This is a genomic window from Lysinibacillus sp. NPDC093190, from assembly GCF_050280425.1.
GTDB lineage: Bacteria > Bacillota > Bacilli > Bacillales_A > Planococcaceae > Lysinibacillus.
In genome coordinates, this window is sequence record NZ_JBNNVG010000032.1 from 18689 (window position 1) to 35038 (window position 16350).

15 protein-coding genes are annotated in these 16350 nt (G+C 37.5%); 3 read left to right on the forward strand and 12 right to left on the reverse strand.

The genetic code is table 11. The features are described 5' to 3' along the window. From ACQKOF_RS20600 to ACQKOF_RS20650, 11 genes are all read right to left on the reverse strand, one after another. Nucleotides 1-1029 carry a cytochrome d ubiquinol oxidase subunit II gene (locus tag ACQKOF_RS20600; protein ID WP_427561130.1) on the reverse strand — a complete coding sequence of 343 codons (1029 nt, stop codon included), beginning with the start codon at nt 1027-1029 and terminating at the stop codon, nt 1-3. Further along, entirely contained in the window at nt 1026-2369 is a 1344-nt protein-coding gene (locus ACQKOF_RS20605) for a cytochrome ubiquinol oxidase subunit I (protein WP_427561133.1), read from the reverse strand. The genes ACQKOF_RS20600 and ACQKOF_RS20605 overlap by 4 nt, the downstream gene beginning before the upstream one ends. Nucleotides 2370-2498: 129 nt before the next feature. Continuing rightward, nucleotides 2499-3275 carry a sulfite exporter TauE/SafE family protein gene (locus ACQKOF_RS20610; RefSeq protein WP_427561136.1) on the reverse strand — a complete coding sequence of 259 codons (777 nt, stop codon included), beginning with the start codon at nt 3273-3275 and terminating at the stop codon, nt 2499-2501. A 477-nt stretch (nt 3276-3752) separates the two neighbouring features. Continuing rightward, nucleotides 3753-4385, reverse strand: coding sequence for a response regulator (locus tag ACQKOF_RS20615; protein ID WP_427561139.1), 633 nt, complete (start codon nt 4383-4385; stop codon nt 3753-3755). Continuing rightward, nucleotides 4382-5419, reverse strand: coding sequence for a PAS domain-containing sensor histidine kinase (locus tag ACQKOF_RS20620; protein WP_427561142.1), 1038 nt, complete (start codon nt 5417-5419; stop codon nt 4382-4384). Before ACQKOF_RS20620 ends, ACQKOF_RS20615 begins: the two co-directional genes overlap by 4 nt. Nucleotides 5420-5734: 315 nt before the next feature. Next, nucleotides 5735-6073, reverse strand: a complete 339-nt coding sequence (locus ACQKOF_RS20625) for a rhodanese (protein WP_427561145.1) — start codon at nt 6071-6073, stop codon at nt 5735-5737. Nucleotides 6074-6225: 152 nt separating this feature from the next. Further along, nucleotides 6226-7632 carry an MBL fold metallo-hydrolase gene (locus ACQKOF_RS20630; RefSeq protein WP_427561147.1) on the reverse strand — a complete coding sequence of 469 codons (1407 nt, stop codon included), beginning with the start codon at nt 7630-7632 and terminating at the stop codon, nt 6226-6228. An 18-nt stretch (nt 7633-7650) separates the two neighbouring features. After that, nucleotides 7651-8217: a hypothetical protein gene (locus tag ACQKOF_RS20635; protein WP_427561150.1), complete on the reverse strand. Its 567-nt coding sequence runs from the start codon at nt 8215-8217 to the stop codon at nt 7651-7653. A gap of 25 nt (nt 8218-8242) precedes the next feature. After that, nucleotides 8243-9436, reverse strand: a complete 1194-nt coding sequence (locus tag ACQKOF_RS20640) for an FAD-dependent oxidoreductase (RefSeq protein ID WP_427561153.1) — start codon at nt 9434-9436, stop codon at nt 8243-8245. A gap of 334 nt (nt 9437-9770) precedes the next feature. Continuing rightward, nucleotides 9771-11417: a sensor histidine kinase gene (locus ACQKOF_RS20645; protein WP_427561155.1), complete on the reverse strand. Its 1647-nt coding sequence runs from the start codon at nt 11415-11417 to the stop codon at nt 9771-9773. Next, a complete protein-coding gene (locus ACQKOF_RS20650) occupies nt 11414-12115 on the reverse strand; it encodes a response regulator transcription factor (RefSeq protein ID WP_427561158.1) in 702 nt (233 codons plus the stop codon). Before ACQKOF_RS20650 ends, ACQKOF_RS20645 begins: the two co-directional genes overlap by 4 nt. 103 nt (nt 12116-12218) lie before the next feature. Between ACQKOF_RS20650 and ACQKOF_RS20655 the strand changes: the two genes are divergently transcribed. From ACQKOF_RS20655 to ACQKOF_RS20665, 3 genes are all read left to right on the forward strand, one after another. Further along, nucleotides 12219-13394 carry a DUF418 domain-containing protein gene (locus ACQKOF_RS20655; RefSeq protein ID WP_427561160.1) on the forward strand — a complete coding sequence of 392 codons (1176 nt, stop codon included), beginning with the start codon at nt 12219-12221 and terminating at the stop codon, nt 13392-13394. 204 nt (nt 13395-13598) lie between these two features. After that, nucleotides 13599-14153, forward strand: coding sequence for a DUF1273 domain-containing protein (locus ACQKOF_RS20660; RefSeq protein ID WP_427561162.1), 555 nt, complete (start codon nt 13599-13601; stop codon nt 14151-14153). Nucleotides 14154-14440: 287 nt separating this feature from the next. Next, a complete protein-coding gene (locus ACQKOF_RS20665) occupies nt 14441-14755 on the forward strand; it encodes a hypothetical protein (RefSeq protein ID WP_427561164.1) in 315 nt (104 codons plus the stop codon). 116 nt (nt 14756-14871) lie between these two features. Here the strand turns inward: ACQKOF_RS20665 and ACQKOF_RS20670 are convergent, their stop codons facing one another. Next, entirely contained in the window at nt 14872-16266 is a 1395-nt protein-coding gene (locus ACQKOF_RS20670; protein WP_427561167.1) for an L-cystine transporter, read from the reverse strand. Nucleotides 16267-16350: the final 84 nt, after the last annotated feature.

The following is a 16350-nucleotide window of genomic DNA, read 5'->3' on the forward strand; positions in this document are numbered from 1 at the left end:
CTATGCATGGTGATCATGTTTACCGCAAGCATAATCACGATCAAACACAAACCATTTCATTACTAAATAAAGTGAAGGTATGAGTAGAACTAATCCTCCAACAAACGCTATCACTAATGCAATTGCCATTGTTTCATTTGTAAAGCTATCATAGACTGATATATACGGATACAGTAAATATGGATAATGTGAAATACCATAGCCGAAAAATGCAAATCCAAATTGGGCAACCATTAAAAAGACAGCTATGCCATAGTTTTTCTTGTTAAATAAAAGAATTAGCGTTATAAGAAATAGCACACCTGAAATGGCGAAAAGCCACCACAGATCTAACATATTTTCATAATGCTCAGGCACATGCCCCTTTAACTCCACCATAATCCCTATTACACTTATTACGAGCGGCAAAGACCAACCGAGTGCATACTTTCTCATTAAATTAGAAGCATGTTCATCTTGCGCTCTTTTCCCATACCATGTTAGGTAAACAGCTGAAATATACAAAACTGCCACTATACTTAATAGCACAATAGACCAAGTTAACGGATTGGTGAAAAGTTTAGCAAATTGTAAATGCGGTTCTTCATTTACAATTTTTACGAACCCTCCCTCAGATATCGTTAATACAATAGATAGGGATGCAGGTATAAATAAACCAGTAATTCCGTACATCATTGTATATCCGATATGTCCACCTTTTCCGCTGTAGGATTCAAATGCGTAATAACTCCCTCTAATTGCAATTAATATTAATGAGATACTGACTGGCACTAGCAAAATTGTGCCATAATAATAAGCCGTTTGAGGAAAGAAACCTACCGTTCCAACAAAGAAAAATACAAGGAAGACATTTGTAATTTCCCACACCGGAGATAAATAGCGTTTAATAACATTTGCTAATATATGATCTTTACCAATTAAGACACTATAAGCATTAAAGAAGCCCGCTCCAAAGTCTATGGACGCAACAATGACATAGCCGAATAGAAATAACCACAGTACCGAAATTCCTAATATTTCTAAGCTCATTGCCCTGCACATCCTTCCACTTGTTTATGTTCTTCAATTTCACGTTCAATCGGATTGTTACGGAACATACGAATAAGTACTACGATACTTCCTACCGCTAATACAATGTACAGCCCCGCAAATAGTATTAGCATAGTATCGACTTGGCCACTTGTTGTAGCACCTTCCGCCGTTTTCATATAACCACGAAGTATCCAAGGTTGACGCCCTACTTCCGCAAACCACCAGCCTGCCTCAACAGCAATAAGCGATAGCGGACCACCCGCCACTACTATTCTCTTAAAACTTTTTGAAGAAATAAACTTCCATCCACGTAACTTACCTAGCACATAAATAGCTGCAACGACAATTAGTAAAGTTCCGATAACTACCATGATGTCAAACAAATAATGGATATAAAGTGGCGGCTGTTCGTCCTCAGGAAATTGATCTAAACCTTTTACTTCTGCAAAAGGATTATTATGCGCCAATACACTTAATGCATACGGTACTTTGATGGCATACTTAACCTCTTCTTCATCTAATACTCCAAATAGCACAAGCGAAGCATCCTCTTTTGTTTCAAAATGCCACTCAGCAGCAGCTAATTTTTCAGGTTGATATTCCGCTAAATACTTCCCAGAAAAGTCACCTACAATCAGTGCTGCTAGCGAAAATACTAGTCCAAGTTTCAATAAAAGATGTAATGCTTTTTTATGATACACATGCTTCGATCCTCGCAGCATACGGTAAGCTGCAATAGAAGCTAATAAAAATGCTGCCGTCATATAAGATGTCACTAATACATGCGCTACCTTCGTTGGCATTGCAGGATTTAACATGGCCAGTACAGGCTGAATATTCACAAGCTCCCTATCTACAAGATCAAAGCCCTGTGGTGCATTCATAAATGCATTCACAATTGTAATAAAAACGGCCGACATAGAAGCACCAATAGCTACAGGAACCAATAATAATAGATGTCGCTTTGGATTTTTGAAGCGATCCCAAGTATATAAATAAAGCCCTAAGAAAATTGCTTCAACAAAGAACGCAAATGTTTCCATAAACAATGGTAATGCTATAACCTGACCAGCCAATTCCATAAAATTTGGCCATAGTAGTGATAGCTGCAATCCAATAGCAGTACCAGTCACAACACCAATTGCTACAGTAATCACAAACCCTCTTGCCCATCTTCTTGCGAGTAGTAAATAATGTTCGTCATTATTTTTCAATCCAACCCATTGAGCAATCATTATCATTAAAGGTATGCCAACGCCAATTGTTGCGTAAACAATATGGAATGACAATGTTAACTCTGTTAAGGCCCGACTCCACATTACAGCTGAATCATTCATTTAATTTCATCTCCTAGGTACCAAAAATTCTTCCAATTAATGAAAGAAACATTATCCCAGCTACTAAAAAACTTATCATTATTAGCTTTTTCTCATGTGATTTATAGGCAACCACTTTTTGTTTTTTTATCATAATAGATCAACCCAAATTTTAATCGCTGTCGTTAAAATGAGTACGGCTAAAATACTTTGCAAAATTTTTGTATTCATTTTTTTACCTACTTTTGCGCCAAGAGGAGCCGCCAGTAAACTTGCCACTATCATGATACCTGCGGAATAGTACTCGACTTGTCCTGTCATTAACTTACCGATTGTTCCACCAATCGATGAGATAAACGTAATAGCTAAGCTAGTGGCAATCGTCATGCGCGTTGGAATACCGAGTACTACAAGCATTATCGGAACAAGCAAGAAACCACCTGCAGCACCAACAATCCCTGAACCAATCCCAACAATAAATGCTAAAATTGCAGCTAACGGCTTGTTGAAGGTTACTTCATCCAATGGCTTATCATCAATTTGTTTCTTAGGAATAAACATCATCACAGCTGCAATCAAGGCTAAAATACCGTATACGACATTCACACCGTTTTCAGATAAAAACTGTGATCCGTAGCTCCCAACAAAGCTACCGGCTAAAATTGCTCCTCCCATATAAATAATGAGGGGCTTGTTAAGGTAACCACCTTTTCGATATGCCCAAACGCCTGCAATCGACGCAAAAAACACTTGTACTGCACTGATGCCTGAAACTTCATGTGCTGAAAATGCCGCTAAACCAAAAAGTGGCGGTATATATAGTAGCATTGGGTATTTAATGATTGAACCGCCGATGCCCAACATACCGGACACAAATGAGCCAACGAATCCAATCAGGAAAATCACAATTATAAATGTAATATCCATCGTTCTTGCATCTCCTTTTATTCATGTGCTTTCAGTATAGTCCCGCTACTATTTCAGACATATAGGGGTTTTCCACTATTAGCTTTACTCACTGTGACAATATTGCAAATTATTTTGAATAGAAATAAAAAAAGACCACTCATCGTTTGAGTGATCTCAGCTTGTCGACAAAAGAATAAATATAAACTAACATGTATCAATATACAAAGGTTGATTTCCACTCCGAGTTGGCTCTTTCTGCGGGGCTTTCAGCGCAAGCTCATCCCGCAGGAGTCGCCACTCTCCGTGAAAATCAACAGTTCCTCACCATCAGTATGAGTTGAAAAGCTGAACCAAATTAGCATTATAGCTATGATTACATACTAAAATGATCCCCCTGGAAAGCGCCCAGCCGGAACGTAAATCAACCTCTCGTTTTGCCGAAAAGTCATATATTTTAATTTACAGATAGCACCAGCTTCTAATAGCAACGAGTTGTTACATATAGTTATTTGCAAGTCCATACTGAATAAGCTCAGCTTTATTACTTAAATCGAGCTTTTGCATAATATTTGATTTATGATTCTCAACCGTTTTACTACTGATATATAGCTGCTCAGCAATTTGGACGTTCGTATAGCCTAGAACTGTTAACCTCATTATTTCCTGCTCACGCACAGTTAAAATGCATTTATCTTCCTGCCCTTTATGTGCAAACAATTTATTCATCTGTTCCTTCGGAATACCTACGTTATAATATATGCGACCACTATAAACAGCATGGATAGCCTCATAGAGCACTCCACCTTGACTATTTTTCAAAATATAACCATGAGCTTCAACAGCAATTGCTTTTTGAATATAAGCAACTTCATTGTGCATTGTTAACATAATAATTTTCACGTTAGACATTTGTTTGAAAATTTCTTGAGTAGCCGTAAACCCATCCAGCCCATTCGGAATAGATACATCCATCAAAATGACATCGGGGTCCAATGATATTGCTTGAGTTATTGCCTCTGCTCCATCGCCTGCTTCACCTACAACCTCTACATCTTTATAATTTTCCAATAAAAGAACAATTCCTTTACGAATTAACACATGATCATCTACTACTAAAACACGAATCATCTATAGTCATCCTTCCAATTAGGTACTTGAATGCTAATTTGTGTACCTTTATTGTGGGCAGAAGTAATAGTAAAAGATCCGCCTAACAATGTTATTCGTTCCTCCATATGCTTTAAGCCAAGCCCTTCTTTTTTCACATGCTGCAGATCAAATCCTACACCATTATCTTCTATATAGAGCGCTAAATCTGCAGCTTTTTTTTCGAGTAGAATGACGACCTTAGAAGCCTTTGCATATTTAATGATATTGTGTAAAGCCTCCTGTACGACGCGATAAACATTGATTTCTACAGATGGATGACAGCGTTCTTCAAAATCTGCTTCTAATATTATAGAAATACCGGGATGAACCTTCTGAACTGAATCTACAAGCGTGCCTAATGTAGGTGAAATCCCTAACTGGTCAATGCTATGGGGGCGAAGCTGATAGGAGTATAATTTAATATCATTCATTACTTGCTCTAGCTCATTGCGTACTTCTTCAATATACGTATTTAGCTTTTCATTGTCTTTGACATAAGATTCAATCGCTTGCAATGCAACTGATATTGTATACAATGATTGACCAACGCCATCATGTAATTCCTGCGCTAACCTTTTATGTTCTTCCTCTTTTGCCTCAATCAGTTTTTTTATAATAAGTTTTGAAATCCGAGCCTCTTCTTCCTTCAACTGAATTGTCTGATCGCGCAATACAAGAAGAAACTCCTGCTCGTTTGTTTTACTGTCTGTATACATTAGGGCCGTACTCATTTCCACATCTATCTTACTGCCATGATACGTGGGCATTTTCGATAAAAAATAGGGGACTTCATTATGTTCTATTAAATAACATGTATGTTCTCCTGGAGACTTTTGACGGTTTTCACAAAATGAACAAAAGGGTACTCGATCTCCTAAATTCCACCCCGATAACCGCTTCGCTGAGGGGTTCATCATTAAAATTTCACGGTTGTGATTCATAATGATGATTCCATCTTGAATATATTGGAATATTTGCTGTAAATATTTATTTTTTAGCTGTTCTTTCTCCAATCTAAACACACTCCTGGCTTAAAAATGAAGGCACTGAAAAAATAAGCTTCTTTTCTACTTTGAAGTTAGTGCCTTCCTCTCAAGTTTACTTGTTACTACTAATCAATTTCGCCTAGGCGTAATTGCGTCCGGATTTTGAATTGTGCCCGCACAATTCATTCCTTTCAAAATCCGTGACATCCGCCGGAGGCTTTATCTTCATTCAATAGTGTTTGATCACCCTCTTAAAAGGAATCACATCCGCATTCATCTCACCACCTTCAGAGTGGCGTCTTCTTTAACTGACGTTTGTTGAATGAAGATAAACACTTTGCCCTATATTTCTCCTTCTATCAAGCTATAGCTCTTCACTTCATGCCCTGCTTTTCGAATGATACGAACACTCATATTTTTTTCTAGCTGTGTTGATGCAATAATGTGAAGGGGTTTTTTTGGTAGCTCATGTTTATGACGTACTAAATAGGCAATTGGTAAATTTAACGCATTTGGTGTAGGTGATTTGTAAGAGTCATTATAATCACGTACATCCACTATCGCCATACCTCCATTTAGCTCCTGAGGTAAACACTCCTGTATTTGACATACTGGAACATGACGTTTATAAATAATTCTACCAATAATAAGAAGGAATATACTCATACTTACAATAATCATTTTTTAACCCCTTTTTTCGAGAAAAAAGGTTGTCTAAACCCGTTTAGCTTTCCATTGACGAATCTCACAACGCCTTACTAAAACCTTTTAAGCAAAGAAAAATAGCAGACTAGGATTACTAGTATGCTATTTTTCTTTTAGAACAACCTCTTTTATTTAGTCACTACCTCTTGTTGCCAAGCCATATAACCACCCGTTAAATTTACAATGTCGTGAATGCCATTTGCTTTTAGTACACTTACAGCAATTGCAGAACGAGCACCACCTTGGCATTGAACAACAATTTTTTTATTTGTTTGCAATTCATCTAAACGTCTAGCTAGTGTACCAACCATAATATGTTGAGCATTTTCAATATGCCCTGCATCATATTCTGTTTGATTGCGCACATCAAGCACATGGACTTTTTCACTTTCAATTAACGGTTTTGCTTCTAAAGGAGTTATATTTTCATAACTTTCTAGATATGTAGCCTCTTCCAAAACTTTCGTCACATCTCCATAGCCAACAACATTGTCGATACCGATAGAACGTAATGCTATTAAAATATCATCTAGTTGGGAAGGATTAATTAATAAATATAATGGTTTTGTATAATCTACTAGCCAACCAGCCCAATTGGTCAATGAATTATTGTAAGGGATGTTTAGTGTACCTGTGATAAATCCTTGTGAGAAATCTTCCGCCGGTCTAGTATCAATCACTTGCTTCCCATCTGCAAGAAGTTGAGTAATCTCTTCATAGCTTGACACTGCCTTTACTGTTGGTAAGTTCTTAAGAAGTTCTATTCCTACTTTATTGACACGCTTCATAACAGCAAAATAATAAGGAGGTTCCGGTTGACCATCTAGTAACGCTTCAATAAATTTTTGTTCATCATCAAATTGCATAGCCCAGTTGAATTGCTTCTCATACCCTACTGTTGAAGATGGCACAGCTCCTAATGCTTTACCACAAGCACTACCTGCTCCATGAGCTGGCCATAGCTGCATGTAATCTGGTAAAGCCTTAAAACGTTCTAATGATTTAAACATTGCTTTTGCACCAGATAGTGATGTACCTTGAATACCAGCAGCTTTTTCTAACAAATCAGGGCGTCCAATATCACCTACAAAGACAAAGTCACCCGTAAAAATACCCATTGCCTTATCTGCTACGCCGCCACGATCCGTTAATAAGAAGGAGATACTTTCTGGCGTATGTCCCGGTGTATGCATGACTTTAAAGATAAGATTACCTATATTAAATTCATCACCATCTTTTAATAAATGATGAGGAATCCCTTCAAGATTTTGATACTTCCAATCAGCATCCCCTTCGTCGGAAATATACATCGTTGTTCCAACACGGTCTGCTAACTCACGAGACCCCGCTACAAAATCAGCATGGATATGCGTTTCTAATGCGCCAACAATTTGCATCTTCTCTTTTTCTGCTAATGCAAGATAGGGCTCAATATTACGCATCGGATCAACAATGACCATTTCACCTTTCGCCTGACATCCCACAACATAAGAAGCGTGCGCTAATTTTTCATCGTAAAAATATCGTAATAACATGTGTAAAACTCCCCTTTATCATCTATTTTTTTCTTTTAAAATATCTAATGCAGCCTGAACATAATTAAGTGATTTTTGAACAGAAGGATCTTTCATCCATTTTATAATTGAAAAAACATTGATTTGCTGAGGCTTCTCTTCTGCCCTTTGCTGTACCATTTTTAAGAACTCCGTGCCTGTCTTTCCTTTTTCAACATATGGATCGACATAGCTCTTTAAATTATTCATTGCATAGTCTGTCGTTTGCTTATCCTGAAGTACTGCTGTGACAAAATCAATGATGTTTTCTAACTGATGAATGGTTTGAACAAGCTTCGGCAATTTCTCCATTAGCTGCACAATAGCCGTAATCGTTTCTGAGCCTACATTATAAGTAGCAACAAATTGCTCGTATCTATCTACGATCTTTTCATCAGTTAGTACTGATTTTCCAAAATCCACAACATTTTCTGCTGATTCTATCGTTTGTTCTACATTTGGTAATTTTTCTAACAATCGCTGTAAAGAGTGTCGAACTTCTGGTTTCTCAAGCATTTCAATTATTTGAGATAATTCCTCGCTCATACTTACCGTTGCATTAGCCATGCTTGCCGCCTCCCTTCATTCGTAATTACATAGTACCTCTCAACATGCCATCCCAGTACATAACAGGCAGTAAATCCTTTTTCATGAAATACATACTGGATCTTTCCACTGCTTGGTTGAAAGGCATAGATTCGACAGGCTCTTTATTGTAATCAAACTCAGCTAATATCAGTTTGTTGTAGCCTGTTACGATTGGACAAGAAGAGTAACCATCATACATTTGCGTCATAGGCTGTTGTCGCATTAGAGCAATAAGATTTTGTGCAACGACAGGTGCTTGCTTTCGTATAGCTGCACCCGTTTTAGATGTTGGGAGATTGGCATTGTCACCTATTCCAAACACATTGCTATACTTTTTATGTTGCAAAGTAAATTTATCGACATCTACCCAGCCACATTCGTCTGCTAATGCACTTGTTCGTATAAACTCGGGTGAACACATATAAGGTGTCACATGAACCATGTCGTATTTAATTTCTTCTAATGTGCCTGTATCTAAATTTTCAAAAATAGCTATTTTTTCATCAGCCTTAATTTCAATCAAATTACGACGGAATCGAGCATCAATATTTTTCCGCTCTATTACCTTTTCAAGTGCTTCACGATATTTCAAAACATCGAAAATTGTCGGATTAGCCGAACCAAAAATAACATTAATATTGTCGCGAACATTGACTCTATTAAAATGGTCTTCTGCTAAATGCATAATTTTTTGTGGAGCACCGCCACATTTTACTGGAGAGTTTGGATGTGTAAATAATGCTGTCCCCTCTTTGAAATTGCGGATCGTTTCCCACGTATAGTCCACATGCTCGAAAGAATAATTACTGCATACACTTTTAGTCCCAAGTGCCTCTTTCAGCCCTTTAATAGCACCCCAGTTAACCTCTATACCACCAGCAACTACTAAAAAATCATACGTATATGTTGTACCATCTTGTGTAATTACCTGGTTTTGATTGGGGTCAAAACTACTAACAGCTTCTTTTAACCAAACAGCTCCTTCAGGAATAATAGAAAGCATCTCACGTTCAGAGTCCCACTTATTTGCTGCACCACCCCCCACCAATGTCCAGAGTGGTTGATAATAATGTTTTTCTGCAGGATCTATGATGGCAATCTCCCCTTGAAGTGAATGAGATTGACGAAGTAAACGTGCAGCTACAGAAATACCAGCAGTTCCTCCTCCAACGATGACTACTTTAAAAGAAGTCTTCATGTGTATATCCTCCTTATCATGCTGTCTTTCGTATACAACTTTTACACCTTTATAATAGTTGTAAGCAAAAACTGTTCATATAGGGGTAATCCCCTAAAAAATTACACTCCATCGTTCAATACCACAAAAAAGGCAGTACAAAGTGAATGATTCATCACTTGTACTGCCCAAATTAACAGTGTATTACTTTTTCAATAAAAAACTAGCCCATCATCATAACGTAGGGTTGATTTCCGTTCCGTCTAGGCGTCTTCCTTGGGGGCGTCCAGCCTCACTCCAATCAACTTACGTTTTAACAAATATTATCCCCAACTTTTGACAATGAGCCAAAAAACTACAATTTACATTTAAATTTCAATACAAAGACTGTACCTTCCGCTCCTGATTGGACACTAATGGTACCATCATGTAAATCAATTAACTGCTTCGTAATAGCCAATCCTAGCCCTGTACCCGTTGTATCATCCGTAGTATTCGTACCTCGATAATATCGCTCAAAGAGGTTATCGAGCTCTTCCTGAGGAATTCCCGGACCTTGGTCGGCAATTGTCAGCATAATCTCCTTGCCTATATGTTGCGCTTCTACGCTTACCTTTGTACCCTCAGGAGTATATTTTTTAGCATTGGTTATTAGATTATCTAAAATGCGCTTTAATAAAAGCTCGTCCGCTTCAAGCATGACATCCCCATAAACCTTTACAGACACTCGCTCATCTGCAAATTGAGGTAACCATACGTTGAGTGGTAACAACACTTTTTCAAGCTGTATCGCTTTATTTTTTAATTGATACGTATATGTTAAGTCTCGTATAAGAGCATCCATATACGTCGCCTTCTCCTGCATCGTAGTTGCAAAGACGCGCATTTCTTCCTTTGTCCACTCATAATCCGCGGAAGCTAGCATTGTTGAATAACCATAAATAGAGCTTAACGGTGTCTTTAAATCATGGGATAAGCCTGTTATCCATTCCTCACGTAATCGCTCTGCATGCTTAATTTGCCTTTCATTGGAAGAGAGGCGTTTTGATAAATTATTAATCGATTCATCAACTGGCTGAAATAATTTAAATTTCCTCTTTAACTTCCCTGTCTCCCGATGATGGATACTTTTATCTCTTACTTTACTGTAGTCAAACTGCGTTAGTCGCTCGATACGAGATAATACATAAACGAGTGGACGCACAAATTGACGGGAAATGCTAATCGATAAAAAGATAATCCCTAATATCAATATAATATGTCCACCAAAGAAGATGGAAACAAATAAAAGCATTGCTTTAGTAAAAGGCTCATCAAATGGTTTGTATGCCGGATTAGGCATCCGTACAACTAGTGTCGAGCCATCCTCTAAAGAAGCATTTCGCGTAAGCTCTTTATACTCAAAAATATCGTAGTTCTCTTCTAGCAGTTGAGGCTTATGGAGCTTTTTATGGCGTTCACCAATGACTTCTACACGATCCCACTGCTCATTATAAATTTCAACAGTGGCCTTCTTATCCTGTAAACGCTGAAGCAGTTCTGAAGGAATCTCCCCTTTATCCTTCCAATCCTGCACTACTTCCTCAAAAAGTGGTTGGACAGGTAAAGTCGGAAGGAATAACAAATGGTATTTAGGAATCTCCCACGTGTGCATTCCTGGCCGTTTAAGAACCATTTTTTCGCTATCTGGCATACTGCATAGTTCACATGTGTCTCCCGTGTAATCAACAATGTCCATCGATTGATTGAACAAATATAATTGCCCTAAGTTCTCCTCGGCTCGCTTCACTAAATAATCAGCAATCTTAATAGATTTTCCTTTTTCTACGACTGCATCATCTTTAATTTCAGAAGAACTCATGATATGAATATCGTCACCGACATGACCATTGATAAAGATTGCAAAAAACACCAAACTTATAATAAAGCCTGTAATAATTAGTAAATAAAAAATGATGAAATAAGATACAAAACGAAGCGTTAATCTTCTAGCTGGCTTCATGAATGAACATCTCCAACAAGTTTATAACCGATACCCCTTACAGTAATAATGCAGGTTGGTTTACCTGGATTCTTTTCTATTTTTTCTCGCAGTTTTCGAATATGAACCATCACAGTATTATCATCAAACAAACAGTCACCCCATACGCGCTCGTAAATTTGCTCCTTCGATAATACTTGCCCTGCATTTTCACATAAATATTTCAATAAATAAAATAACCTACCACTAATAATTTCCTTTGTGCCATTTACAGTTACCTCTGCTGCATCGATATCGAATGTAAACCGATTACATGTAAATAAATGACTTTCTGGCACATCTTTTTTCTTCATATATCGTGTAAGCTGCACCTTCACCCTCGCAACAAGCTCAAGTGGATTAAATGGCTTCGTAATATAATCGTCTGCCCCGTTCATAAAACCACGAAGCTTATCTGCATCACTACCTTTTGCAGTTAAAAAGAATACAGGTGCTTCACTTTGCTCTCGAATCATATTCGCCATATCAAGTCCGCTACCATCTGGGAGCATAATATCTAATAGATAAAAATCAAAAACCTTCGTTTCAATTTTCTTTTTTGCTTCTTGAACAGTGTCACAGAGTGTAATGTTTAAAAATCCTTCTTTTCTTAAAATAATTTCAATCATTTCTGCAATTGCACGTTCGTCCTCTAATACTAAAATTGACGCATCTTGCATGCTATCACCTTCTTTTAAGATTTCTTTAAGGTAACCATCATTTCACCATAAGCTTTCCCAACTACACTATGTATAAGATAACTAATTAAGGAGATAAAACGCAATGACAACTAACCGTGTTACCTTCATAGATACAATGCGTGGGTTTAGCTTATTCGGCATCTTAATGGCAAATCTGTTGATTTTCCAATTTGGCATGTATGGCAACGATGAACTAAAAGATCTATCCGCCCTCGATCATGGAGCCTGGTATTTTGTAAAAATCTTTATAGAGGGATCATTTATGCCGATCTTCACCATTTTATTTGGCTTCTCTCTTATTAAACTTATAGAGTCTATTCGTAGAAAAAAGAATAAGAGTCGATGGTCCATTTTACGCCGTGCAACAGGACTAATCGCAATCGGTTGGCTCCATTCAACATTTTTATGGGAAGGCGACATTCTATTTTCCTATGGATTTATGATTTTATTTTTGATCCCCTTTATTAATCGTAAACCAAAAACTTTATTTATTTGGGCTGGCATCTTCTTATTACTTATTACTAGCTTATCATTATTTGATTCCGCTGAAAAAACTAAAAAAGAACAGAAAGAAATAGCTTCCTATGTAGAGAAAGCCGACAATGTATACGCTAACGGAAGCTACTTAGACATTTATGATTTCCGTGCAAATGCTCTACCTCCAGGCATGGATGATGCAGGTTTAGTCTTTTTCTTATTAATTTTCCTTGCACCAATGTATACCACTTCATTGACCCTTTTCGGCATGGGGCTCGCCAAAAAGCAAGCTTTTGTGAATATGGAGGACGAAAAGAAATGGTATAAGCTTGGCGCTCTACTTGTTCCAATAGGGCTAGCTTGTAAAAGTCTGAGTTTTATAGAAAGCAATTTTTCTGGCATGTTGTTAACAGGTGGATCCGAATTACTAGCAGTTGGCTACGTCTGCCTTGCAGCTTTAATATATAAAACCCGCCCTGTACAACGTCTCGCTCCCGCCTTTGAGAGTGTCGGTAAACTATCATTAACCAATTATCTAATGCAAACCATTATTTGTACAACAGTATTTTATGGATATGGTTTAGGCTTATACGGCAAGCTCGGCGTATTTGGCGGTATTTTATTCGGAATCGTCGTGTATAGCTTGCAATGTGTTTTCAGCCTTGCCTATTTCAAGAAATTTAAACGCGGACCATTCGAAACTATACTGCGTGTTTGGACGAATTGGTCTTGGAACGGACAGATTAAAATAAAGCAGAAAGGAAGTACTTTACATGAATAGTGACTCCAAAGAGGACTTTACGGATACATGGTGGTTCCTAGGAATCTGTGCTGCTGTAGCTGTAGTTTTAACACTATTTGCTTTTTAATAAAACAATCCACTTTACTTGGGAACAACTATACAACAACATTTTGGAATTCGTTTTCACTTGCCCCCTACTGTATACTATGACTACACATACTATAAAGCTTAGGGGGCGTTTTTTTGCTACAGCGAATTATTATTACAGGCTATAGACCACATGAATTGGGCATTTTTAATGACAAGCACCCTGGCATTGCCATCATAAAAAAAGCACTCGAAAACCGTCTACGTAAATTGATCGATGAAGGTTTGGAATGGGTGATTATTAGTGGTCAGCAAGGTGTAGAAACATGGGGCGCTGAGGTTATTCTAACGCTAAGAAATGAATTTCCTCATTTAAAATATGCTGTGATCACTCCTTTTTTAGAGCAGGAGAAAAATTGGCAGGAACATAAAAAAGACAAATATCAGACATTAGTAGCTCAAGCAGACTTCGTAACGAGTGTAACGAAAAAGCCATACGAGGCTCCGTGGCAATTTATCGAAAAAGACAAATTTATTATACAAAACACAGATGGTCTGCTGCTAATTTATGATGAAGAAAATGAAGGCTCCCCGAAGTATATGAAACGTCTAGTAGAAAAATATATGGAAACTCATGAATATACACTTTTAATGATTACCGCTTATGATTTACAAGTAGTAGCAGAAGAAATACAGCAACAAGATTGGTAGGGAAAGTATTGATATAATTTTCTGATAATTATATACTGGAACTATATTAGTCATAGACTCATGGCTCATCACAATAGCGTGTGGTTGATCTCCGTTCCGACTGGGCGCTTTCCTGGGGGCGTCCAATGAGCCGCTTCACTCGCGCTGCTCGCTCCAGGGTCTCATCTGTGACGCTGATCCCCAAGGAGTCACCCAGTCTCCACTCAACTTATATAAAAATGGTATTCCTTTTTCAAGTCTTTTTTTCTACCCTTTAGTGCTAATTTCTAAAAAGGAGCTGCTAACATTTGAGTAAAAAAATCGAAATGGTTCTTGAGTCATCACCGGTGAACGTTTCTCATGATACGTACCGCAGAGAGTGCAGATATACACGTGGGATTCATATTGAAGAACAAGAGTTTAAAGCAATTTTGGATGCAATGTGCCACGATTCACGCTTGTATTTTGATTTCCATAATCCTCGTAAGGAGATTAAAAAAGGAACATATTTAAATGGACACTCTGGATTAGCGCAAAGCATCTATAAATACTATAAAACCAATTACGACATTGAAATTAACGAACTAATTAATGGCAAAGATTTTTATGTAAAAATAATATAAAGTGATGAATTGATTTCATATCACTAAAGTGGGGTAGGTTGTTTCTTACATAACAACCCACTTTTTATATCCGTTAAAAAAGAGCTCCCCTCAAAATGAGAGTAGCTCCGACTTTATTATAGGTCTGATACTTGAGCACCTAATTCTTTATTGTTGTACATTTCAGTGTCCAATTCTTTTGTAATACGTGCTGTTGTTACGCCTGCAGTCATTGAACCACTTACATTAAGAGCAGTACGTCCCATATCGATTAATGGCTCAACGGAGATTAATACACCCGCAAGTGCAATCGGTAAATTAAGTGCTGATAATACAAGAATTGCTGCAAATGTCGCACCACCACCGACACCAGCTACACCAAATGAGCTGACTGCTACCACTGCAATAACAGTGATGATAAACACTGGATCAAGCGGATTAATCCCAACTGTAGGTGCAATCATAATCGCTAGCATTGCAGGATAAACACCAGCACAGCCATTTTGACCAATAGATAAGCCAAATGAGCCCGAGAAGTTTGCAATACCCTCAGGTACACCAAGACGACCCGTTTGTGTTTTAATGTTCATTGGCAACGCACCTGCACTTGAACGTGAAGTGAAGGCAAACAATAATGTTTCCGCAGATTTCTTTAAATACGTAAATGGATTTAAACCACTTAAAGTAAGAATTAGTAAGTGTACGAATAACACGATAAATAATGCTACATAAGACGCAATAACAAACTTACCAAGATTATAGATTGCCCCGAAATCAGATGTAGCAACTGTACGTGCCATAATTGCTAAAATACCGTATGGTGTTAAACGTAAGACGATTGTTACAACGCCCATTACTAATGCATAGATGGCATCCAAGCCCTTTTTAATAGTAGCTGCAGTGTCTTCATCTTTACGTGCTACACGTAAGTAAGCAAAACCTAAGAACGCTGAAAAAATTACAACAGCAATTGTTGATGTAGAACGAGCACCTGTTAAATCTAGGAATGGATTTGCTGGGAACAACTCAATAATTTGCGTTGGTAAATCCGGTGCAGTTAATCCAGAAGTTTTTTCCTCTAAATACGCTCCACGCTCTGCCTCTGCAGCACCATGCATAATATGTGAAGCATCTAAATGAAACACTGTTGCTGAAAAAATACCAACAGCAGCTGATACAGCAGTTGTACCGATTAAAATGGCTAAAATAAGAGCTGCCATTCTCCCGAAGTTTTTACCAACCTTCATTTTCGTAAAGGCTATTAAGATGGAAATAAAAATTAATGGCATTGCAACCATTTGTAGTAATTTTACATAGCCAGTACCGATAATATTGTACCAACTTGATGTTTTAGCTAACACATCAGAATCAATACCATATATTAAATGCAGTCCAAGACCAAGTACAATCCCTAAGCCTAGACCAGTAAAAACGCGATTTGAAAACTTAACGTGCTTTTTATTCATAAAATATAAAATCCCAACGAATACGAGTAAAACGGCAACGTTAAGAATAATTTGTAATGTAGACACTAGACAGCCTCCTAAGTTGTTTAATTATAATGTAAATCGAATTATATACCTATAATCCCTATAATTCAAGTATGTTTTATTTAG